The organism is Halomonas sp. AOP13-D3-9 (genome assembly GCF_052379125.1).
GTDB lineage: Bacteria > Pseudomonadota > Gammaproteobacteria > Pseudomonadales > Halomonadaceae > Vreelandella.
This window is the reverse complement of the sequence record NZ_JBQSYH010000014.1, coordinates 110,540-131,300: the sequence shown is the minus strand read 5'-3', so window position 1 is coordinate 131,300 and position 20,761 is coordinate 110,540. Positions and strand designations below refer to the sequence as shown.

The 20,761-nt window shown below is 56.6% G+C and carries 22 protein-coding genes and 2 pseudogenes; 5 read left to right on the top strand and 19 right to left on the bottom strand.

Features of this window, described 5'->3' with window-relative positions; all coding sequences use genetic code 11:
* Positions 1-100 precede the first annotated feature (100 nt).
* From ACT3UM_RS16345 to tnpC, 5 genes are all read left to right on the top strand, one after another.
* A protein-coding gene (locus ACT3UM_RS16345) for an IS3 family transposase (RefSeq protein ID WP_498900484.1) occupies positions 101-1,230 on the top strand; the annotation gives its coding sequence in 2 pieces (ribosomal slippage) (positions 101-362 and positions 362-1,230; 1,131 coding nt in all).
* Positions 1,231-1,287: 57 nt separating this feature from the next.
* On the top strand, positions 1,288-1,443 hold the full coding sequence (locus ACT3UM_RS16340) for a transposase (protein ID WP_444674124.1): 156 nt from the start codon (positions 1,288-1,290) through the stop codon (positions 1,441-1,443).
* Positions 1,444-1,662 (top strand): hypothetical protein, encoded by a 219-nt coding sequence (locus tag ACT3UM_RS16335; protein ID WP_444674123.1) that lies wholly within the window; start codon positions 1,444-1,446, stop codon positions 1,660-1,662. It begins immediately after the preceding gene.
* Positions 1,659-1,994, top strand: a complete 336-nt coding sequence (gene tnpB, locus ACT3UM_RS16330) for an IS66 family insertion sequence element accessory protein TnpB (protein WP_444674122.1) — start codon at positions 1,659-1,661, stop codon at positions 1,992-1,994. The genes ACT3UM_RS16335 and tnpB overlap by 4 nt, the downstream gene beginning before the upstream one ends.
* A 75-nt stretch (positions 1,995-2,069) precedes the next feature.
* The gene (gene tnpC, locus ACT3UM_RS16325) at positions 2,070-3,635 is read left to right on the top strand and encodes an IS66 family transposase (RefSeq protein WP_444674121.1); all 1,566 of its coding nucleotides are present in this window, start codon (positions 2,070-2,072) and stop codon (positions 3,633-3,635) included.
* A gap of 119 nt (positions 3,636-3,754) precedes the next feature.
* Here tnpC and ACT3UM_RS16320 read toward each other — a convergent pair.
* The 19 genes and pseudogenes from ACT3UM_RS16320 to ACT3UM_RS16230 all read right to left on the bottom strand — a co-directional run.
* Positions 3,755-3,967: pseudogene (locus ACT3UM_RS16320) on the bottom strand (transposase zinc-binding domain-containing protein); the annotation flags it as partial.
* A complete protein-coding gene (locus tag ACT3UM_RS16315; RefSeq protein WP_444674120.1) occupies positions 3,960-4,817 on the bottom strand; it encodes a tyrosine-type recombinase/integrase in 858 nt (285 codons plus the stop codon). The pseudogene ACT3UM_RS16320 and the gene ACT3UM_RS16315, both read right to left, overlap by 8 nt.
* A gap of 356 nt (positions 4,818-5,173) precedes the next feature.
* A complete protein-coding gene (locus tag ACT3UM_RS16310) occupies positions 5,174-5,500 on the bottom strand; it encodes a hypothetical protein (RefSeq protein ID WP_444674119.1) in 327 nt (108 codons plus the stop codon).
* Between the two features lie 85 nt (positions 5,501-5,585).
* Complete coding sequence (locus ACT3UM_RS16305; RefSeq protein WP_444674127.1) at positions 5,586-6,092, bottom strand: S16 family serine protease; 507 nt, start codon at positions 6,090-6,092, stop codon at positions 5,586-5,588.
* 33 nt (positions 6,093-6,125) lie between these two features.
* Positions 6,126-6,284 (bottom strand): annotated as a pseudogene (locus ACT3UM_RS16300) (IS5/IS1182 family transposase); the annotation flags it as partial.
* A 260-nt stretch (positions 6,285-6,544) separates the two neighbouring features.
* A complete protein-coding gene (locus ACT3UM_RS16295) occupies positions 6,545-7,585 on the bottom strand; it encodes a zinc-binding dehydrogenase (protein WP_498900480.1) in 1,041 nt (346 codons plus the stop codon).
* Positions 7,582-8,790 (bottom strand): 3-oxoadipyl-CoA thiolase, encoded by a 1,209-nt coding sequence (gene pcaF / locus ACT3UM_RS16290; protein WP_444674117.1) that lies wholly within the window; start codon positions 8,788-8,790, stop codon positions 7,582-7,584. Before pcaF ends, ACT3UM_RS16295 begins: the two co-directional genes overlap by 4 nt.
* Positions 8,791-8,827: 37 nt before the next feature.
* Entirely contained in the window at positions 8,828-9,256 is a 429-nt protein-coding gene (locus ACT3UM_RS16285; protein ID WP_444674116.1) for a MaoC/PaaZ C-terminal domain-containing protein, read from the bottom strand.
* Positions 9,240-9,734: an FAS1-like dehydratase domain-containing protein gene (locus ACT3UM_RS16280; RefSeq protein ID WP_444674115.1), complete on the bottom strand. Its 495-nt coding sequence runs from the start codon at positions 9,732-9,734 to the stop codon at positions 9,240-9,242. The genes ACT3UM_RS16285 and ACT3UM_RS16280 overlap by 17 nt, the downstream gene beginning before the upstream one ends.
* Positions 9,734-10,477, bottom strand: coding sequence for a 3-hydroxybutyrate dehydrogenase (locus tag ACT3UM_RS16275; protein WP_498900477.1), 744 nt, complete (start codon positions 10,475-10,477; stop codon positions 9,734-9,736). The genes ACT3UM_RS16280 and ACT3UM_RS16275 overlap by 1 nt, the downstream gene beginning before the upstream one ends.
* 56 nt (positions 10,478-10,533) lie before the next feature.
* Positions 10,534-12,495, bottom strand: coding sequence for an AMP-binding protein (locus tag ACT3UM_RS16270; protein WP_444674113.1), 1,962 nt, complete (start codon positions 12,493-12,495; stop codon positions 10,534-10,536).
* Between the two features lie 39 nt (positions 12,496-12,534).
* On the bottom strand, positions 12,535-13,518 hold the full coding sequence (locus ACT3UM_RS16265; RefSeq protein ID WP_444674112.1) for a branched-chain amino acid ABC transporter permease: 984 nt from the start codon (positions 13,516-13,518) through the stop codon (positions 12,535-12,537).
* A gap of 2 nt (positions 13,519-13,520) precedes the next feature.
* On the bottom strand, positions 13,521-14,408 hold the full coding sequence (locus ACT3UM_RS16260) for a branched-chain amino acid ABC transporter permease (RefSeq protein ID WP_444674111.1): 888 nt from the start codon (positions 14,406-14,408) through the stop codon (positions 13,521-13,523).
* Positions 14,409-14,464: 56 nt separating this feature from the next.
* Positions 14,465-15,685 carry an ABC transporter substrate-binding protein gene (locus ACT3UM_RS16255; RefSeq protein WP_444674110.1) on the bottom strand — a complete coding sequence of 407 codons (1,221 nt, stop codon included), beginning with the start codon at positions 15,683-15,685 and terminating at the stop codon, positions 14,465-14,467.
* An 85-nt stretch (positions 15,686-15,770) separates the two neighbouring features.
* Positions 15,771-16,463 carry an ABC transporter ATP-binding protein gene (locus ACT3UM_RS16250; protein ID WP_444674126.1) on the bottom strand — a complete coding sequence of 231 codons (693 nt, stop codon included), beginning with the start codon at positions 16,461-16,463 and terminating at the stop codon, positions 15,771-15,773.
* 62 nt (positions 16,464-16,525) lie between these two features.
* On the bottom strand, positions 16,526-17,299 hold the full coding sequence (locus ACT3UM_RS16245; protein ID WP_444674109.1) for an ABC transporter ATP-binding protein: 774 nt from the start codon (positions 17,297-17,299) through the stop codon (positions 16,526-16,528).
* Between the two features lie 229 nt (positions 17,300-17,528).
* A complete protein-coding gene (locus ACT3UM_RS16240; RefSeq protein ID WP_444674108.1) occupies positions 17,529-19,046 on the bottom strand; it encodes a 3-hydroxyacyl-CoA dehydrogenase in 1,518 nt (505 codons plus the stop codon).
* A gap of 11 nt (positions 19,047-19,057) precedes the next feature.
* Positions 19,058-19,996 carry an electron transfer flavoprotein subunit alpha/FixB family protein gene (locus tag ACT3UM_RS16235; RefSeq protein WP_444674107.1) on the bottom strand — a complete coding sequence of 313 codons (939 nt, stop codon included), beginning with the start codon at positions 19,994-19,996 and terminating at the stop codon, positions 19,058-19,060.
* Complete coding sequence (locus tag ACT3UM_RS16230) at positions 19,993-20,745, bottom strand: electron transfer flavoprotein subunit beta/FixA family protein (protein WP_498900472.1); 753 nt, start codon at positions 20,743-20,745, stop codon at positions 19,993-19,995. Before ACT3UM_RS16230 ends, ACT3UM_RS16235 begins: the two co-directional genes overlap by 4 nt.
* Positions 20,746-20,761: the final 16 nt, after the last annotated feature.

The following is a 20,761-nucleotide window of genomic DNA, read 5'->3' as shown; positions in this document are numbered from 1 at the left end:
TTTATGCTTACTTCGTCTGTCTTACAAACCCTAGGCGGGTTGATCTTGCCCAGTAACGATGGACACCTCAAGAATGTAATACACTGCAACGAGGTGAACCATGGCAAGATCGACGACATCAATGAAGAAAAAATCCTATACCCGTTACTCAGATACCTATCGGCAAGAAGCGTTAGCGCTTGCTGATCGCATAGGCGTTGCCGCAGCGGCTCGTGAACTGGGCATACACTCGAGTCAGCTTTATCAGTGGCGTTCTAAGGTTCAGCAACAGCAAGATACATCTGAGCGAGAGCGGTCGCTGGCAGAAGAAAACGTTCGTCTGAAGCGGCAATTAGCCGAAGCCAATGAGGAGCTGGCTATCACAAAAAAGGCCGCGGTGTACTTTGCGAAGAGCCTGAAGTGAAGTACGCCTTTATCCATCGTCATCGCCAGGCTTTCAGTGTTCAGCGCATGTGCCATGTTGTTGGGGTCGCTCGAAGCGGCTACTACGCTTGGCGACAGCGCGAAGGAGGTCTGTCTCTAAAGCGCAGCCAGCAAGCCGTTCTCGATAAGCGTGTGGCTGCGGCGTTTCACCAACGTAAAGGCCGCTCAGGCGCCCCGAGATTAGCTCTAGACCTGCAAGATGACGGAATACCGGTGAATCGCAAGACCGTGGCTGCCAGCTTACAGCGACAAGGCCTGCGTGCTAAAGCTGCCCGTAAGTTCAAGGCCACCACAAACTCTCGACATTCGCTACCTGTTGCGCCAAACCTGCTAGAGCAAGACTTCAGGGCTTCAGCCCCTAATCAAAAGTGGGTGGGTGATATCACCTACTTGGCGACGGGTGAAGGTTGGCTTTATCTTGCTGTGCTAATTGATCTTTACTCTCGCAAAGTCGTTGGTTGGGCAATGAGCGAGCGTATGACGGCAGATCTTGTCTGTGATGCACTACAAATGGCGCTATGGAAACGTAAAATGCCAACAGGCGTGATCGTCCATTCAGATCGAGGTGGTCAGTACTGTTCGACGCTGTATCAGTCGCTACTGACGCGACATGAACTCAAGTGCAGTATGAGCGCGAAAGGCAACTGTTATGATAACGCCTGTGCCGAAAGCTTCTTTCACAGCCTCAAGGTGGAAGCGATCCACGGCGAGAACTTTAAAACGCGAGATATGATGAGACGCCAGGTGTTTGAATACATCGAACTGGACTACAACAAGCAACGTAAGCGTCCGGTGATCTCATCTTGAGCCAGGCGCTACCGCCGTCAAGATAGTGTCCACTTATTTTTTTAGTGGACACTTAGCATGAACGAATTAAGCGTATCCAGGCCCTACCAACGACGTCGCCGGTTTTCCCGGGAGTTCAAAGCCCAAATTGTTGCCCAGTGCCTGGAACCCGGCGTCTCCATTTCCCGGATCTCGCTGGATAACGGCCTCAACGCGAACATGGTCCGGCGCTAGATGAGAGAAGCGCAGCGGCCTGATCAAATACCAGCAACACCGGGATTTGTTCCGGTTAATCTGCCTGCGGCAACCTCTTTACCGGGCAACCAGTTGGCCTCGGACAAGCGTAATACCATCCGTATTGAGATTCCCCGCGCCGGTGGTCCGATCATGGTGGAGTGGCCGGCGGAGCAGGCCCATCAGTGTGTGGCTCTGTTACGGGACCTGTTAGGATGATCCGCATCGATGAGATCTGGCTGGCCACTGAACCACTGGACATGCGGGCAGGGCCCGACAAGGCCTTGGCCCGGGTTATTCAGGTCTTCGGTTCGGCCAGACCCCATTGCGCCTATTTATTCGCCAACAAGCGGGGCAACCGGATGAAAGTACTGATCCACGACGGTCTCGGCATATGGCTCTGTGCTCGCCGGTTGAATAGGGGTAAGTTCCATTGGGGTGAACCCTGGCGCGGTAGCCAACTGTGCCTGACCGAAGAACAGTTGGCCGCCCTGGTTCAGGGCCTACCATGGCAACGCCTTGGGTCCGACGGCGTCATCTCCATCCTGTAACCACAAGTGCCGTAGCACCGCTATAACCAGAATTGCGAATCGCTTGCAGCTCATGGGCTTGGCATACTATCGGGCATGTCTCAGCGCCCCGATATCAACCAACTCTCTGCCGATCAGCTCCGTGCCCTGGCAACGGAACTCATGGACTCTTTGGATGCCAAGGATCAAATCCTGGGCCGGAAGGAACGAGAGTTGGTGTGCAGTAATGCCATCATCGAGAAGCTGACCCACGAAGTCGCCATCCTCAAGCGTCACAAGTACGCTCGGCGCAGCGAGCAACTGGACGCAGTTCAGGGAAAACTGCTGGATGAACTGATCGACAGCGACCTGGCCTCGATCGAAGCTGAGCTGGATCAGGCGATGACCGACGAGCAGAAAGCGGCTCGGCCAAAGCAAACACCCAAGCGGACCTCACTGCCACCAGAACTGCCCCGTATCCTGATCCACCACGAACCGGACAATACTCAGTGCCAGTGTGGCTGCCAACTCAAACGCATCGGTGAGGACGTCAGCGAGAAGCTGGATTACGTCCCGGGCGAGCTCACGGTGGAGCGTCATATCCGTGGCAAGTGGGCCTGCGACGAGTGCGAAACCCTGATCCAGGCGCCGGTACCACCGCAGGTAATCGACAAGGGTATTCCCACCGCCGGTCTGCTGGCCCAGGTGCTGGTGGCCAAATACGCGGACCATCTGCCACTGTACCGTCAGGAACGTATCTTCGGCCGTGCCGGCCTGGAAATACCGCGCTCTACGCTGGCCGAATGGGTCGGTGCCTGTGGTGTGCAGTTGCAGCCCCTGGCGGATGCGCTGAGACATGCCCTGCTGGAGCACAGCGTTCTGCACGCCGATGAAACCCCGGTCAGCATGCTGGTCCCAGGCAAGAAGAAAACCCACAAAGCCTACGTCTGGGTCTACTGCACCCCATCGTTCTCGGACCTGAGCGCCACGGTTTATGACTTCGCTCCCAGTCGTGCGGGCGAACATGCCCGAACCTTCCTGGGTGACTGGCAGGGCAAACTGGTCTGTGACGACTACGCCGGTTACAAGGCCGGGTTCGGTAACGGCATTACCGAAATCGGTTGCATGGCTCATGCCCGGCGCAAGTTCTACGACCTGCACGACACCAATAAGAGCGAACTGGCGGCCAAGGCCCTGGAAACCATCGGCGGACTCTACGAGATCGAACGGGAAACCAAAGATCTGCCACCGGATAAGCGGCGAGAAATCCGTCAAACCAGAGCCAAACCAATCGCTGATGCGCTGCATCAATGGATGCTGTCGCATCGCCAGAAGGTACCGGATGGCTCCGGCACCGCCAAAGCGTTGGATTACAGTCTCAAACGTTGGGAAGCGCTGACGCGCTACCTTGATGATGGCTCTGTACCTATCGACAACAACTGGGTGGAAAACCAGATCCGGCCCTGGGCGCTAGGTCGTTCCAACTGGCTGTTCGCAGGGTCACTGCGTAGTGGCCAACGTGCGGCGGCGGTCATGACACTGATCCAGACAGCGAAGCTAAACGGGCTTGATCCCTATGCCTATCTGAAGGATGTACTGACTCGGTTGCCGACACAGAAAAACAACGCCATCGATGAGCTATTACCCCACAACTGGAAGCCGACTATACCTGACAAGGTGTGATCACCGGACGCTTACCAAGCAACGACGGCACAGTGCTATAGGGATGATCAGCCCAGAGGCGTTTGAAGTCCGAATGATCGCTTAAACGAGTGTCCACTGTTGCTGGGTAAGATCACTCTAGCACGGCCTTGGCACTGTGGGCAGTGACGATCGCGACAGCCAAAGTAGCGTGGCTGTACGTAAGCGCAGTCGGAGCACTGCAAGATCATCCCACCCATCGCCTCCGTTCGGCAGGCCAGCAGATGGGTACACACCCGTTGGCGCTGGCGATCAAGACCGGTGGGATCGAGGAAGCGGGTCAGCGCCTGTTGCAAGGTAGCGGCCTTAGTCATGGCTCACCTCCAAGGCGGCCACTAGGTCAATATGACACTGATCGCCCCCTTGCTGGCTCGGTAGCCAGTGCAGGTAGCGCATCGTCGACTGGAGGTTCCGGTGGCCTAGCAGCCGCTGGAGCTGATGAACGGGCAGGCCCTGCTCCAAGACATGGGTGGCATAGGCATGGCGCAGGCTATGGATGCCACCGACCCGCTCGACTCCGGCCAGGCGCTTGGCTTGGGTAAAGGCCTTCTGCGGCGCACTGGAGTGCAGTGCTTGATCGGGAAACAGAGCGCTCGGGAACAGCCATGTGACTGGCCGGTAGGCGCGCCAGTAATCGCGCAAGCGATCAAGCAGGGTCACCGGTAGTAGCACCATACGATCCTTGCCGCCCTTGCCCTGCGTCACACGGAGTTGATAACGCTGGCTGTCGATGTCACTGACTCGCAGGTGGCAGACCTCGGTCACACGTAATCCGCAGCCGTAGCATAGTTCGAGCATCATGCGATGCTTGGCGTTTTGACAGGCGGACAGAATCCGCCGAACCTCGTCGCGAGTCAGCAGCTCTGGAATCCGCTGCGGTTTTTTGGGGACGGTGAGCGGCACATCAAACGACGGCCACTGCAACACGTGCAAGTACAGAAACCGTACGCCGTGCAGGTAGACACGGCAGCTGGCCGCGGACAAACCGCGTTCCTGAACCAGGTGATTGAAGAAGTGTTGCAGGTCGTCGGTACTCAACGTGTCTGGCGGGCGGTGGAAATAACGTGCCAGATCAGTGATCACCATCAGGTAGGTGTTGTGGGTACGTTGCGCAAAGCCACGCTGACGCATGGCCGCGATCATCTTCTGTCGCAAGGCAGTCATCGTCGTCACTCCTGTTGATTGACCCACGTGGGTCAATCAACAGTGTGGCCCGATGAGGCGAAAGGCGTGGTTCGTCGACAGCTGCCGCGAAGCGGTTTAGTTCAACAGTGATTAGGCGGAACGCTGTGATACAAGATGAACGTGACGGCACGTTTAATAATGTTATCTAGCGCACCACGCATATCCTAACTTATTGAAACCACTAAATATTAATTATAACTCGGCAAAATAACATCAATCACCGTGCCCGCTGCATAACATGAACGAACGTGCCTGCAGTATTTGCCGGCATGACCGCTCAGAGTCGTTTGCTGTCGTACGTAACCTCTATCACGCGCAGTTGATAAAGCGAATACCTATTGCGCTTTGTTGCCACCTTCATCGCGGAAGTAGTCGTCTTCGGCTACCAACCCCAAGTGGTCGTCTGCACTCAATGCACAGCCATCTTCGCTGAATAAATTTTGCACTCTGCGCTCCTGCTTGAAATAAGCCAACGTACCGAAAAAGCAGCTTTCACACAGGTGCAGCTCGTACCGTTCTCCATCGTGCTGGGTGCCGTAGCCCCAGTGCGCTTGAAGGGTGGCGTACTCAAGATTTTCACCTGCTGTGCGGGTTGAGGTTAGACATACATCGCATACCACATCGGTGACGGCATCGACTTCTACTTTTTCAGTCACTTTCATCTCTATGCTCCTCACCTGCCAATCTTTTGCTCACTGATATGGTATGCACCATGCGGGACTAGCTAGCTCGTTCTCATTAATAACCTTATTCCACCCCCAGCGCTTTGACCACCGCATCCACGGGCTCGGCGTAGAAACTGGTCTGGAATTTGGTGAACAGCTCACCGGGGATCGTCGGAATATCCATGGCACTGCTCATCGGGAGAGTGACGCGCTTGCCGCCCGCATCAAACGTTACCTGAAGGCACTCGGCGAGGCTTTCCACGGGTTTGAGGCTGCCGCCCAGGCTCATATCGCCCAGCACGACCATCTGGCTCTGGGTGGGCTTTCCCACCAGCCCGGAGGAGAACGCCACCAGGCTGGCCAGTGCGATATCCCGCAATACGCCGGTGCTTTGCAGGTCGACCACATGCAGGTGAAAATCGTGCTCCATGACCTTTCGGGCACCGCTGATGCGGCTGGCGTTGGCCTTGAAGTAATCAAACGCCATCTTGACCTGTTCCTTGGCGGCCATGGAATTCCATAGGCCGGACATGGCCAGTTTGCCGCTGCCTGCCGTGACCTGTAATTCGATGCGGTAGACGCCCGGCATCCCCTTGTCACTCAGCCCGATGGTATGTACAACGCCGCGCTTGCCCGCCGAATTCGGAAAATAGGACAGTGACAGCGCCTCAATCAAGCGTTGCCATGGCATCAGGACATCCATCTATGCCAGGAATCGTTCCCGGCGGGTGACCTTCTTCTTGTGCTGATGCTCAGCCTGAGCAAACGAGATCTGTTTCATCAGGGTGCACCCTGTCAGACGATAGAAAGCCACATTTTCCCGAAGGTGACGCTTAAGCACCTACGTCAGTATTTATGCAGCGTTTCCCTTACAGATCACTTTTAGCAATTCCTTTGGTACGAAAATGTCACACGCAAAAATTGGAAAATTTATAACATCTTTTGCCGCTTGAAATTTCCAGCGTGATTACAAACCCCACCAACCTACATCTCCACTAGTCAGTACCGCCTAGATACCGTAACGTTGCCGGTGCCAACAACCTACTTAGGCGGATTCAGCGCTAGCCCAACCTTTCCCATCCTGCCATCTGATTCCAAACGGTCCAATGCCTGGTGGATATCGTCCAAAGAAAATACGCTATCGATCATTGGGATAATCCTATGCCGTTCAGCATAGGCTAGTAGCTGTTTAAATTCAGAGGAATTTCCACTAGTAGAGCCAATAATCTGTAGCTGACGGATGAAGATCCGCTTCAGATCCGCCGGCGGCTGGTCACCTGATGTCGCTCCGCAGGTCACTAGCCTTCCCCCACGTACCAAAGACTTCATGGCTGATGACCAGACAGCCTCGCCGACATTCTCGACGACCACATCTACACCACGCCCCTCAGTAAGCGCCATCACTGCCTTGGCCACATCATGCGTCTGGCTATTGATCGTCTCATTCGCCCCCATATTGCGGGCTTTTTCGAGCTTCCCCTCTTCCCTGGAGGTAACAACCACCCTGGCGCCAATACTCTTGGCTAAATGCATGACAGCAAGCGATACGCCACCACCGACCCCGAAAACCAGTACAGTTTCCCAAGGCTTCAACTGCGCCCGGGTAAACAGCATCCGCCAGGCAGTGAGATAGTTCACACCCATCGCCGCAGCTTGCACAAAGTCCAAATGCTTTGGCATAGAAAAGAGGTTCTCAACCGGCACGCTGATCCACTGAGCGAAGGTGCCATCACAATGCTCCCCCATCAGCTTCATACCGGTGCAAAGCACATCGTCGCCACGCCGACAAAATTCACAGCGCCCGCAGGACATACCTGGAAACACCACAACCCGCTGACCAACTGAAATCCGAGTCTCATCAGCATCTATTTTTTCCACGACACCAGCGCCATCAAGACCCATGATCAGCGGTAGCTGATGAGTAATGCCAGCACCGCTATTTCGCATATAGAGGTCAACTTGGTTAAGGGTCCCTGCCTCAATGCGCACCAGCGCCTCACCCGGCCGGCGTTGCGGATACTCGCATTCTCTGACGTTAATCACCTCGTTGCCACCATGGCCGGTAATGAATACAGCCTTCATATATCCACCCTCTCCAGAAGTGTAGCGATTCCTTGTCCCACTCCCACGCACATAGTACAGAGAGCATAGCGCTTACTACTATTTTGCAGCTCGTGCGCGGCAGTGAGCAGCAACCGTGCCCCGGACATTCCCAGCGGATGGCCAAGGGCAATAGCACCGCCGTTAGGGTTTACGCGTGGGTCGTCGTCGGCAATGCCAAGATCGCGCATACAGGCGAGTGCTTGAGCGGCGAAGGCTTCGTTGAGTTCGATTACGTCAATCTCATCAATGCTTACACCAGTACGCTTGAGCAGTTTTTGCACTGCGGGCACCGGACCATAGCCCATAATGCATGGCTCAACGCCGGCAGTAGCCATACCCAGGATTTTCGCTATCGGTGCCAAGCTGTGTTTCTCTACCGCTTCAGCACTAGCCACCAGCATAGCGGCGGCACCGTCATTTATACCCGACGCGTTGCCTGCTGTGACGGAACCACCCTTACGAAAAGGAGTGGGCAGGCTTGCGAGCTTCTCGAGACTTGTCTCCCGCAGGTGCTCGTCTTGATCAAAGATCAGCGACTCCTGCTTACTGCGCGGAATTTCGATCGCGGTGATCTCTTGGGCGAAGCGGCCGGCTTTTTGCGCGGCGGCAGCTTTCTGCTGCGAGCGAAGAGCAAAAGCGTCCTGATCTTCACGCGCAATCTTAAAATTCTCGGCGACATTCTCAGCGGTCTCGGGCATGGATTCCACACCGTAGACCGTCTTCATCAGCGGGTTGATGAAGCGCCAACCGATGGTGGTGTCCTCGATCTTCTGGCCGCGGGAGAAGGCACTGTCGGCCTTGTCCAGCACGTAGGGCGCGCGGGACATGGACTCCACGCCGCCGGCCAGGGCCAGCTCCATCTCGCCGGCCTTGATGGCGCGGAAGGCGGTGCCCACCGCGTCCATGCCGGAGCCGCACAGGCGATTCATAGTGGTGCCAGGTACCGAGGGGGGCAAGCCTGCCAACAACGCCGACATTCGCGCCACGTTGCGGTTGTCCTCACCGGCCTGGTTGGCACAACCCATGAAGACTTCCTCGATCGCGGCAGGGTCCAGCTCGGGAGACTCCGCCAGCACCGCCTTGAAGATGCTGGCCGCCAGATTGTCGGGGCGCACGCTGGAAAGGGTGCCGCCGAAGCGCCCCACGGCACTGCGCCGCGGATGGCAGAGAAAGACGTCTTGCATGACAGGCTCCTCGATTGTTCTTGTCGATGATGGAAGATCAGGGTGTTACAGCGCTCGTCCACTGAAAGTCGGCCCGCCCTGTGACCCTGATGACGCCGCCGGCATCCTCGGCGGTGAAGTCGACGCTGGCCCGGGGAACCCCGCCGCTTTGCAGTTGTTCGATGCAGACGCCCGCTACCTTGAGGCGGGTACCGATGGCCATCGGTGCCACGAAGCGGCATGCGATATCGACCAGTTGCCACCCTTCCATGGCACGCGTCAGCCAACCGCCGATATCGGTCATGGAAAGCATGCCGTGGCAAATGATGTCAGAGTGGCCGGCAAGGAGGGCTTGCTCCCGATCAAGATGAATCGGGTTCTTGTCACCAGACAACTCAGCGTATGCGTGAAGTGTCTCTTTGTTCATTTTTCGCAGCCGGATCGGCTCAAAGTCAGTCAATTTTCCTTCGCTATTCTGCCCCGTCATCCTTCCCCCCCTTGATAGCCTTGATGGCATAGACAGACCGGCTACTAACCGTCAGTCGCCCATCCACAAGAAAGCGACTCTCCTTACCGAAGAAACAGACCCGACTGCCGGGCTTCCAAGTCACGTCCTGAAGCCATGACTCCACAGTGACGAGATCCTCGCAGCGCAGCGGACCGTAGTAGGTAAAAGCCTGCTCTGCGTGAAGCAAGCAGTTGGCATCGACTTCAAGAAGTCGCGCCACCACGTTCACTACGCCGGCTTCCATCTCCAAAGAAAAGGGAAAGGTGGGCAGGACTGACCCGATATCCTCACAGACGATGTTTTTCTCCGTCTCATGTCCTGGCCGACCTAGAAATTCAAGATAGCGAAGCATACGCTCTCGCTTAATACGTGCCTGGAAGAGAGGGAATTCATGTCCCTCGAGCGTCAGCCAGCGACTATTGAATCGCAGCACTGGATCGTATTTCTCAGTCGACATCAGCGCCACCCGCCGGCTATACGCATAGCCTCACCCGTTACACCGCCCGCTGCATCGGAGGCGAGATAGGCGACCAGGCCTGCGACCTCGCTGGCACCGATCAATCGATGGATGGGCTGCTTGGAGAGAATATGCTTCTTCAATGCCTGCTCAGGAGAGCAGCCCTCTTCCTCGGCTATTCTACCGAGCTGGTTGCGTAGCAACTCGGTATCCACCGCTCCAGGCAGAATGGCATTGACAGTTACTCCCTGACTTGCCGTTTCACAAGCCACTGCACGAGTCAGCCCGATGACGCCATGCTTGGCAGCGATGTAAGCCGACTTATAAGGAGAAGCGGTCAAGCCATGTACCGAGGAAATATTAACGATGCGCCCCCAGCCACGCTGTTTCATTCCCTCAACAACATGCTTGGTCATGAGAAAGGAGCCGGACAGCATGACGCCAAGCAGTTTCTGCCACTGCTCATAAGGAAATTCTTCAATAGGGCTGATGAACTGCAAGCCAGCATTGTTGACCAGGACATCAACGGGGCCGAGCTGATGGCTTACCCGCTCGAGGGCCACCAGGACGGCCTCTTCATCAGTGATATCGACCGCATAGGCCTGGCAGTTGCCCAGCTCCTCGGCTGTTGCCTGCCCGGCCTCCCGGTCCAAGTCGAAGATCGCCACATGATCTCCATTTTCGCAGAACACCTTTGCAATCGCCTTGCCGACCCCCCTCGCCGCGCCTGTTATCACGACCACTCGTTCGCCGTCTCTTTTGCCACTCATCATCACTTCTCCAGCGCCAATCGAACTCGTCATGCGGGGGCATCTCCGCGGTCACGCAGGCGGGCGATATTCTCCACCGCCTCATAGCTCTCGAGCGCCGACAGGTCGCCCACATCGCCACCGATATAGGCGTTTTTCACCACCCGTCGCAGCAGCTTGCCGTTCTTGGTCTTGGGCAAGGCGTCCACCACGAACACCTCGCGTGGGGCGAAGGCCTTGCCCAGCTTCTCGCTCACCAGTGCCTTGAGGGCCGCCTCGACGCCTTCGCTCTCGGCCTGCGGCTTGAGCACCACGAAGCACAGCGGCACCTCACCCTTCATGGGATCAGCCACACCAACCACCGCCGCTTCAGCAACGCCAGGAGAAGCCACTACGATACCCTCGATCTCCGCCGGTCCCACGCGCTTACCGGCGACGTTCATGGTGTCATCGGAGCGTCCACGAATCTCCAACTGACCGTCGGGATACTCGATGGCCATGTCGCCATGTACCCAACGCCCCGCCCATCGTGAGAAGTATTCCCCCTCATACTTAGCGTTGTTGTTCCAAAAGCTTTTCGTCATGCCAACCCAGGGCTTATCAATCACCAACTCCCCGAGTTCTTCAACAACGTGCTTCCCGTCAGAGTTGACGACACTCGCGGCCATGCCGGGCACAGGGCTATTGAAACAGGAAGGGCCGATGGGTCTGAGCAACACATTGACCAGAATTCCGCCGCCAATCTCGGTACCGCCGGCGTAGTTAATGATAGGAATACGACGCCCACCAACGGTTTCAAACAACCAGTGCCAGCTCCCGTCATCCCAAGGTTCGCCGGTAGAAAGGAACAGCCGAACCTGATCGCCCAAGTGATTTGGCGTAATGTCGCCTTTCATCAGGCTGCGGGTAAAGGTCGGAGAAATCCCTACATGAGTAGCACCGAAGTCCTCAACCAGTGTCCAGAGGCGATCTTCCTCCGGGTAGTTTGGAGCGCCATCATAGATTGCCAGGGTTGCACCGTTCATCAAGGCGCCAAAAATGGCTACCGGCGCCGTTAACCAACCCATATCGGTGATCCAGAAGAGCGTATCGTCCTGGCCAAGATCCATACATAGGCCTAGATCCAGCGCTGATTTAAGCGGAAGGCCAGCATGGGTATGTACAGCGCCCTTGGGTTTACCCGAAGTGCCCGAGGTATAAATCAGCAGCAACGGATCATCGCTGGCCATTTCACAGGCGGGGGCGCGCTTCTCGCGTATGTCCTCGGCCGTCATCAGAACATCCCAATCGTGCTCATGGGGCGCCAGTCGGGACGAGTCGGAACCGGTGTTATTGACCACAATGACTGACTCAATCGCGCTACCTGCCGCCACCGCCTCATCGGCTTTCGCCTTCATCTCGATAAAGCGTCCACGCCGGTAGTAGCCATCTGCCGTTATTAGAAAGCGCGAACCAGAATCCTCGAGACGCACAGCCAGCGCGTCGGCGTTATAGCCGGAAAAAGCCGGCGCATAGATGGCACCGAGGCGAATTGCTGCCAGCATGGCAATAATTGCCTGGGGAATCATCGGCAGGTAGATCGACACCACATCCCCACGCCTAACGCCCAAGGCGTACAGCATATCGGCACAGCGCGCTACCTCTCTGGTAAGTTCGAGGTATGTATAACGCACCTCACTGCCATTCTCGGACTGGGCAATCAAAGCCTCCTTGGCAGCATGTTCTGGGTCATGCGCCCAGCGCTCCAGAAGGGATTCAATGATATTAAGACGCCCCTTGGGGAACCAGTGCGGGTGCATGATTTCCTGCGGATCCTCGATGACCGAGTCGTAGGGAGTCCGCCACACAACACCCAACTTCTCCTCCAGTGCTCCCCAGAACCAGTCAACTTCATTGATACTTCTGTTTAGGAAGTTGTCGTAATTCTCGAACCCCAACGTTTCTAACCATTGTTGCAACCGCGTGTTTTGACAATATTCACGATCAGGCTGCCAGACGGCTTGCTTGTTCATGTTTTTGTTCTCCTGATACATCAACTTGGCTGGCGTTACTTACTTAAAGTTCTTTTTAACGATTTTTTGAATCTCACCGACGATACCGCTGCGGAAACTCAGCACGCAGAGCACAAAAATGGTACCGAGGATAACGCTCACCCAATTGCCCAAGGGTGATTGCGCCAGCTGCGTCTGCAGACTGACCACCACGCCAGCGCCCACCAGTGGACCGAACAGGGTGCCGACACCGCCTAACAGCGTCATCAGAATCACCTCCCCAGACATGTGCCAGTGAGCATCGGTAAGCGAGGCGAGCTGGAAAACCAGCGTCTTGGTGGCACCGGCCAGACCGGCAATGCCTGCCGAAAGCGTAAAAGCGAGCAGTTTGTAAGCATCGACGTTGTAACCCAGTGACACAGCGCGCGGTTCATTCTCGCGGATCGCCTTGAGTACCTGCCCATATGGTGAATGCACGGCTCTTTGGATAGTGGCAAAGCCGATCAGAAAAACACCCAACACGAAGTAGTAAATCGCCAGATTGCTTTCCAGGCCGATGAAACCCAATAGCGCCCCTCTGGGCACGCCGTGCAATCCATCTTCCCCACCAGTGAACGGCGACTGCAGAAAAATGAAATAGATCAACTGCGACAGGGCCAGCGTAATCATGGCGAAGTATATTCCCTGCCGCCGAATGGCCACGGCACCGAAGAGCGCCCCTACAACCAGCGATGCTGCCGTACCGGCGAGAATGCCAAGCTCCGGCGTCAGTCCCGGGTAGCTGGCCAGCAGGTAGCCGGTGACATAGCCACCGGTGGAAAGAAAGGCCGCATGCCCGAAGGAGAGCAGCCCCGCGTAACCAAGCAGTAAGTTAAAGGCACAGGCAAACAGCGCGAAGCACAGCACTTTCATCAAGAACACGGGATAGACAATGAAGGGCGCCACCAGGCCGATGGCGATCAGCACCAGATAAAAGGCGCTACGGCGTCTAAGCGCACGCCGCTGTAATTTCATGGCGGGTGTTAGTGTGGATGATGTGTTCATGTTCAAGCCTCCTTGCCAAATAAGCCAGCGGGCCGTAGCAGCAACACCAGAATCATCACCAAAAAGATCACGGTGTTGGCGGCTTCGGGATAATAGACCTTGGTAAGACCCTCAATTAGCCCCATGCTCAGCCCTGTGATGACCGCACCAAGGATTGAACCCATGCCGCCGATCACTACCACCGCAAATACCACGATCAGCAAGTTAGCCCCCATGGTCGGTGACACTGGGTAAAGGGGCGCGGCAAGCACGCCGGCGAATGCAGCCAGTGCCACTCCAAAGCCGTAAGTTAGGGTAATCAACTGAGGGACATTGACGCCGAAAGCCTGCATCAACGCAGGGTTCTCAGTGCCGGCGCGCAGGTAGGCACCAAGACGTGTACGTTCGATCACGAACCAAGTGAGCAAACACACTATCAATGCAGCCACCAACACCCAGCCACGGTAGGTCGGCAAGAACATGAAGCCCAGGTTGTGCCCGCCCTGCAGGACAGTAGGCGTTGGATAGCTGGTTCCCGAGACACCAAAAAAGTTGATCAGTGTCCCCTCGAAGATCAGAGCCAGACCGAAAGTCAGGAGCAGTCCGTAAAGGTGATCGAGATGGGCAATGCGTCGTAGCAGGAATCGCTCGACCAGCATGCCCAGACAGGCGACCAATAGCGGTGCGATCAATAGAGCTAACCAGTAGTTGAGCCCCAGATACTGAAAGCCTATAAGCGCAGCGAAGGCGCCCAGCATATACATGGCACCATGGGCAAAGTTAACGATCTTCAGCAAGCCGAAGATCACCGCCAGCCCCAGGCTGAGCAATGCATAGAAGGCACCGTTAATCAGGCCCAGCATCAGCTGGCCCATGAACACCATCAATGGCACTCCAAAAATCATCGTCATCTCATGGATCTCCCATCAGTAGCGGCGGCTGAAGCCGCCGCCTGTTCCGCATCGACTCAGTGGTTAACCAGTTCGCACTGACTCTCATCGAGCGGACGGAAGGCCTCTTCGGCAGGAATAGTGGTGACGATCTCGAACAGATCCCACTCGCCCTCTGATTCCTCGGGTGCTTTGACCTTAGCCAAGTACATGTCGTGAACCATGCGACCATCCTCACGCAGCCGACCGTTGCGTGAGAAGAAATCCTCGATAGGGTTCTCCATAAGATAAGCACGCACGGCAGCGGGATCATCACTGTCGGTCGCTTCGACCGCCTTCAGGTAGTTGGTGATAGCCGAGTAGTTTCCCGCCTGCACCATGGTCGGCATGCGCCCGACACGCTCCTCGAAGCGCTCAGCCCACGCACGTGCTTTATCATCCATATCCCAATACCAGCCGGTCACAAACTGGGTTCCCTGGGCGACTTCCAGTCCGATCGACTGCATGTCGGTGATAAATACCATCAAGCTTGCCAACGTCTGTCCGCTTTGAGGAACACCGAACTGGTAAGCGGTATTGATAGCGTTGACCAAATCTTTCCCGGCGCTGGCCAACCCGATAATCTGCGCACCCGAGGCCTGCGCCTGCAGGATGTAGGAAGAGAAATCATCCGTCGGGAAGGGGTGGCGAACCTTGCCGGCAATCGTGCCTCCACTCTCTTCCACGGCATTCTCCACGGCGCTCTCCATGGCATGGCCAAAAGCGTAATCAGAACTCATCAAAAACCAGGATTCGCCGCCTTGTTCGACGATGGCTCGCGCTGCTGCATCTGACACAGCGAAGGTGTCATACACCCAGTGGGCATGATTAGGTGTGCAATGTTCACCAGTAATACTGTCAGCGGCTGCCGTGGTCACGATGGCATACTTGTTATTCTGCTCGACCAGTTTGGTCACCGCGATCGCGACCGAAGAAGCGTTGAGACCGGTAATCAAATCAACGTCTTCCTGATCCATCCATTCACGCGCCAAGTTAGAGCCCACTGCCGGGTCATTACGATGATCAGCGCTGATCAGCTCAATGGGCACACCATTAACTTCACCACCAAAATCCTCTACCGCCATTTCGATAGCGGTGAGCCCTGCGGGGCCAGCGAGGTCACTGTAGGTGCCGTTCATGTCGTCCATATAGCCGATGACAACCTTATCATCGCTGACATTTGCTTGGGCCGATAGCGACACTAGAGAAGCGGTGGCGACGGCAATACTTGTGGTAAGTATCTTCTTATTGAGAGTCATACTCTGCTCCGTGACCCCAAAGGGGCGGCTTGTTGTTGTGGTATCGATCAATAACGATAAGGTTGCTCGAGGGCAGACGATGACGTCACACCCCCAGCAGGGTATTAAGGTGATCGCGCCGCGACGGCAGCTCGGCAGCACTGATCTCCTCAATGATGCGACCGTGATCCATCACGAAGTGACGGTCGGCCAGTGGTGCAGCGAAGCGGAAATTCTGCTCCACCAGCACGATGGTCATGCCGTGTTGCTTGAGCTTGACGAGTACTTCACCTAACGCCTGGACAATGACCGGTGCCAGACCCTCAGTGATTTCATCGAGCAGCAAGAGTCGCGCGCCGGTACGTAGGATCCGCGCCATAGCCAGCATCTGCTGTTCTCCGCCGGAGAGGCGGGTGCCCTGACTGTGACGACGTTCGTAAAGGTTGGGAAACATGGCGTAGATGTCGTCGATAGACATACCGCCGGAGCGCACCGTGGGCGGTAACAGCAAGTTTTCCTCGACGTTGAGGCTCGCGAAGATACCTCGCTCCTCGGGACAGTAGCCGATGCCCAACCGTGGGATGCGATGGGGCTTCATAATCAGAGTCTCGTTGCCATTAATCACAATCGAGCCAGTACGCCGGCCGACCATATTCATGATGGCCTTAAGGGTAGTGCTGCGTCCGGCACCGTTGCGCCCGAGCAGGGTCACCAACTCACCGCGCTTCACGTCGAAGTCGACACCGTGGAGAATGTGGGACTCACCATAAAAGGCATGGAGGTCGCTCACCCGCAGCATCTCGGCGCCATCATGATTGTGATACGGGTCGTGATGCTCGTTGATCGTCTTAGCTGTCTGACTCATACATTCACCCCCTCTTCCGCTGTCTCACTGCCCATGTAGGCCTCCCGCACCTTGGGGTTTCGCGACACCTCGTCATAATCTCCTTCAGCGAGAACGGCACCACGCGCCAATACAGTGATACGGTCGCACAGCCGGCTGACCACACTGAGGTTGTGCTCCACCATCAAAACAGTGCGTCCCTTCGAGACGCGCCGGATCAGCTCGACGATGCGATCGACATCCTCGGCGCCCATGCCCTGGGTCGGCTCGTCGAGCAGCATCAACGTGGGGTCCAATGCCAAGGTGGTCGCTACTTCCAGCGCGCGCTTGCGCCCATAGGGCATCTCGACAGTGAGCACGTCGGCGTAATCGGCAAGGCCCACCTCATCAAGCAGCGAGAGGGCGTGCTCGTTGAGGTGGTCAAGGCTTTTCTCGGATTTCCAAAAATGAAACGAAGTGCCAAGCGGACGCTGCAGGGCCACTCTCACATTCTCAAGCGCGGTCATATGTCCAAACACTGCTGAGATCTGGAAAGAGCGCACTAGGCCCAGACGCGCGATCTCGTTGGCCTTCATTCTCGTAATAGGCTTACCGCGATAGAGAATTTCGCCGCGGGTGGGCGGCAAAAATTTGGTCAGCAGATTGAAGACCGTTGTTTTTCCTGCTCCGTTGGGGCCAATCAAGGCATGAATATGCCCTTCCTGAACCTGAAGATTGATGGCATCCACAGCAGTGAAGCCGCGAAACTGCTTGGTGAGATTGCGTAACTCGAGTATTGCGCTGCTCATCATGACCCCTTTTATGATTGTTGGAAGTCCGCGGAGTATCAATCGAGTCTAAAAAAACCCGGATAAATGTCAGTATCTATACATATTTTTATATAAAATTCTTTATATATCGCCTTAGATTTCTTCATAAACCATATTAAATAACAACATGTTTACACAAACTGCCGAAATCAACCCTGACCCTGAGGTCCGCTGTTTCTATATGTCCTATGCAATGCCCCTTGTGCTTATGCTATTGCTCCGGGATCAAGGGCATTCCCAGCGCAATTCGCTGTTTAAGCCAGGGACTGATGCGGTAGCGTGTTTCACCATAATGATCATTCAAGCAACCTAGCACCTGGGTAAATGTCTTAGGTCCGTAGCGATCACCAAAGGCCATTGGCCCTTCTGGGTAACCTAATGCTAGCTTGACGGCGCGATCGAGCGTTTCCGGGTCACTAATGCCTCGACGCACGATTTCGCTGCCGATATTGGTCATAAAGGCAAGAATGCGCTGAATAACAAACCCCGGAGAGTCATTAATCACTTCTACCGGGACGCCATCCATGCTTAGCGCTTTTGTCGCCTGCGCCAAAACATCTGGATCGATCGCCGGGTGACGCATGAGCACGCGACAGGTATCAAATCCCGCTAACGTTTCCAGCGCCAAAGTGCGTTCAGGGGGCAGTCCTTGTTCAGCGATACACTCGCTGACCGTTTTCCCTATAGGAGTTACTAAGCAAATTGCCTCTTCCGACGGCGTTTCGCTATCTTCAAGCCGTGCCCCCACGATACCCAGTAGGTGAGAAAAGCGCTCACGCCATTCGGGATCATCTCGGTCCAGCCAGAAAGAACACCGAACCGGTACCATCGGTATCGCCGGGACCTCTGGCACAATTCGCCGACCATCTTCGTAACGATAAAAGCCTTGGCCACTCTTGCGCCCTAGCAGACCTGCTGCAATACGCCGAGGTACTTGCCACGAAGGCGTATAGAGGGGGTCTTCGTAAAACTGGTGATAGACTGACTCCATCACCGCATGGGTGACATCGAGCCCGATCAGGTCAAGTAGTTCGAAAGGTCCTAAGCGAAAGCCCAGAGCCAAACAGAAAATACGATCAATCTGCTCGGGACTGGCGATGCCCTCATCCACCAAGCGCAGCGCCTCAGGAACATAGGCCCGCCCGGCGTGGTTGACAAGAAACCCTGGCGTATCGGGCGTCAGCGCCGGGAAGTGCCCCGCCTCCCGAGCCATCCGCGCTAAACGCTCGAGTGCCCGGGAGCACGTCAACTCGCCACGCACCACTTCGACAATTTTCATCAGTGGTACAGGGTTGAAGAAGTGAAAGCCCACAACACGTTCGGGGTGGCGGCAAGCGCTGGCGAGCCGGGTCACAGACAGCGATGATGTATTGCTGGCCAAAATCGCCTCAGTGGACACCACCTCCTCCAGCTGGCAGAACAGCACCTGCTTGGCCTCCATATCCTCGATGATCGCCTCGACCACCACGTCGCAGTCGGTGAGCCCCGCCAGAGACTCACTAGGCTGAATGCGTGCCAAGGTAGCTTCTTGTTCCGCCTCCGACATTCGCCCCTTAGCTACTGATCGCTCGAGCAGACCGCTGATAAAGCCCAGCCCCTCCTCTATAGCTCCCTCGCGGCTGTCATGTAGCCATACTTCGTGACCCGCAGTGGCGAACAACTGGACGATTCCTCGACCCATCACGCCGCTACCGACAACGCCAATTTTCTCTTTTACTGAATTTGCCATGCCTTGTCTCCTCAGAGCTTGCTTTCAAGCTCCGGCAGGATCTCGAACAGATCCCCCACCAATCCATAATCCGCGACCTGGAAGATCGGCGCTTCCTCGTCCTTGTTGATCGCCACGATCACCTTGGAGTCCTTCATGCCCGCCAGGTGCTGAATGGCGCCGCTGATGCCCACCGCAATGTACAGGTCCGGGGCGACGATCTTGCCGGTCTGGCCGACCTGCATGTCGTTGGGCACGAAGCCGGCGTCCACCGCCGCCCGCGAAGCGCCTACCGCCGCGCCCAGCTTGTCGGCGATGCCGTCGAGCAACTTGAAGTTCTCGCCGTTGCCCATGCCGCGGCCGCCGGAAATCACCACCTTGGCGCCGCCCAGCTCCGGCCGGTCGCTCTGGGCCAGTTCTTCCTTGATGAAGCGCGACTGGGTGTTTTCCACCACGGTATCCACCGCTTCGATGGCGGCATTGCCCCCTTCGGCCACGGCATCGAAACCGGTGCTGCGTACGGTGATCACCTTGAGGGAATCGGCGCTCTTGACCGTGGCGATGGCGTTACCGGCGTAGATCGGCCGCTTGAAGGTATCGGCATCGTCGACCTCGACGACCTCGGACAGCTGGGACACGTCCTTGAGTGCGGCGACACGCGGCATGACGTTCTTGCCGGTGGTCGAGGCCACCGCCAGAACGTGGCTGTAATCGCCGGCCAGTTCAGTGATCAGGGCACCCAGCGGCTCGGCCAGCTGGTGGGCGTAGACCGCATGATCGGCGACGCGCACCTTGGCCACGCCGTCGAGCTTGGCAGCGGCCTGGGCCACGGCATCGACGCCTTCACCAGCCACCAGAACGTCGATATCGCCGCCGCCGGCTTGCTGGATCTGTTGCGCTGCGGCCACGGCATGGGCGGTGGCGGCGGCCAGTTGGCCGTCGTGATGTTCGGCAAGGACCAGAATGCTCATGAGATCACCTTGGCTTCGTTCTTGAGTTTATCGACCAGCTCGTCCACCGAGCTTACCTTGATGCCGCCCTTGCGCTCGGCCGGGGATTCGACCTTGACCAGGCTGACCCTGGAGGCTGTCTCGACGCCCAGCTCTTCCGGCGTCTTGACGTCCATGGGCTTTTTCTTGGCCTTCATGATGTCGGGCAGCTTGGCGTAGCGCGGCTCGTTCAGGCGCAGATCGGTGGTGATAATGGCGGGCAGGGACAGCTCGACGGTCTGGAGGCCGCCGTCGATCTCGCGGGTCACCTGCAGCTTGTCGCCTTCCACCGCCACCTCGGAGGCGAAGGTGCCCTGGGGCAGGCCGGTCAGCGCGGCCAGCATCTGGCCGGTCTGGTTGTTGTCGGTGTCGATGGCCTGCTTGCCCAGCAGCACCAGGTTCGGTTGCTCATCCTCGACCACCTTGGCCAACAACTTGGCCACGGCCAGCGACTCGACGCGCTCGTCGGTCTGCACATGAATCGCGCGATCCACGCCCAGCGCCAAGGCGGTGCGCAGCTGTTCCTGGGCTGCCTTGGGACCGATGGTCACCGCCACCACTTCCGTGGCCACGCCTTTTTCCTTCAGGCGCACCGCTTCTTCCACGGCGATTTCGCAGAAGGGGTTCATGGCCATCTTGACGTTGGTGAGGTCGACATCGCTATGGTCCGGCTTGACCCGGATCTTGACGTTGTAGTCGATGACGCGTTTGACCGCGACGAGGATTTTCATGACGTTCTCCCGTGAG